At 27.8% G+C, this 442-nt stretch carries 1 protein-coding gene; it reads left to right on the forward strand.

Annotation, left to right across the window (positions count from 1 at the left end; translation table 11 throughout):
• Positions 1-198 (forward strand): MetQ/NlpA family ABC transporter substrate-binding protein (locus AC30CM_RS27085; protein WP_490119989.1); only part of this gene is annotated, 198 nt, incomplete at its 5' end.
• Positions 199-442 lie beyond the last annotated feature (244 nt).

Here is a 442-nt window from a genome sequence, read left to right on the forward strand (position 1 = left end):
GAACAAAAACTAAATCCTAAAAAAGATTCTATTGCTGTAGAAAGTGCGAAAGATAATCCTTATGCAAACTTAATTGCTGTTAAAGAAGGACATCAAGATGATAAGAAAATCAAAGCATTAATTGAAGTATTACAATCTAAAGATATTCAAGACTTCATTAATGAAAAATACAACGGTGCAGTTATTCCTGCTAAATAATTTTTAGTTAGAGCTCATTGACTGATATGCTCCCATCAAAGTAGACATTGAAAAAATGCAAACTTTGATGGGAGTTTTTTAAATTAGAATCAATATGAAATGTGGAAGATTTAATATGATAAGAGATGAATAACTATATATAAATGATTATCAAGTCATTATATATAAAGTGAAGGCCTATATGCTTCTGTGATTTCAATCAATGTCCATAGATTTACAATGTTATATAAGCAGTTGTTGATTG

The sequence above is a fragment of the Mycobacterium sp. DHQP2018-32-09 genome (assembly GCF_058148405.1).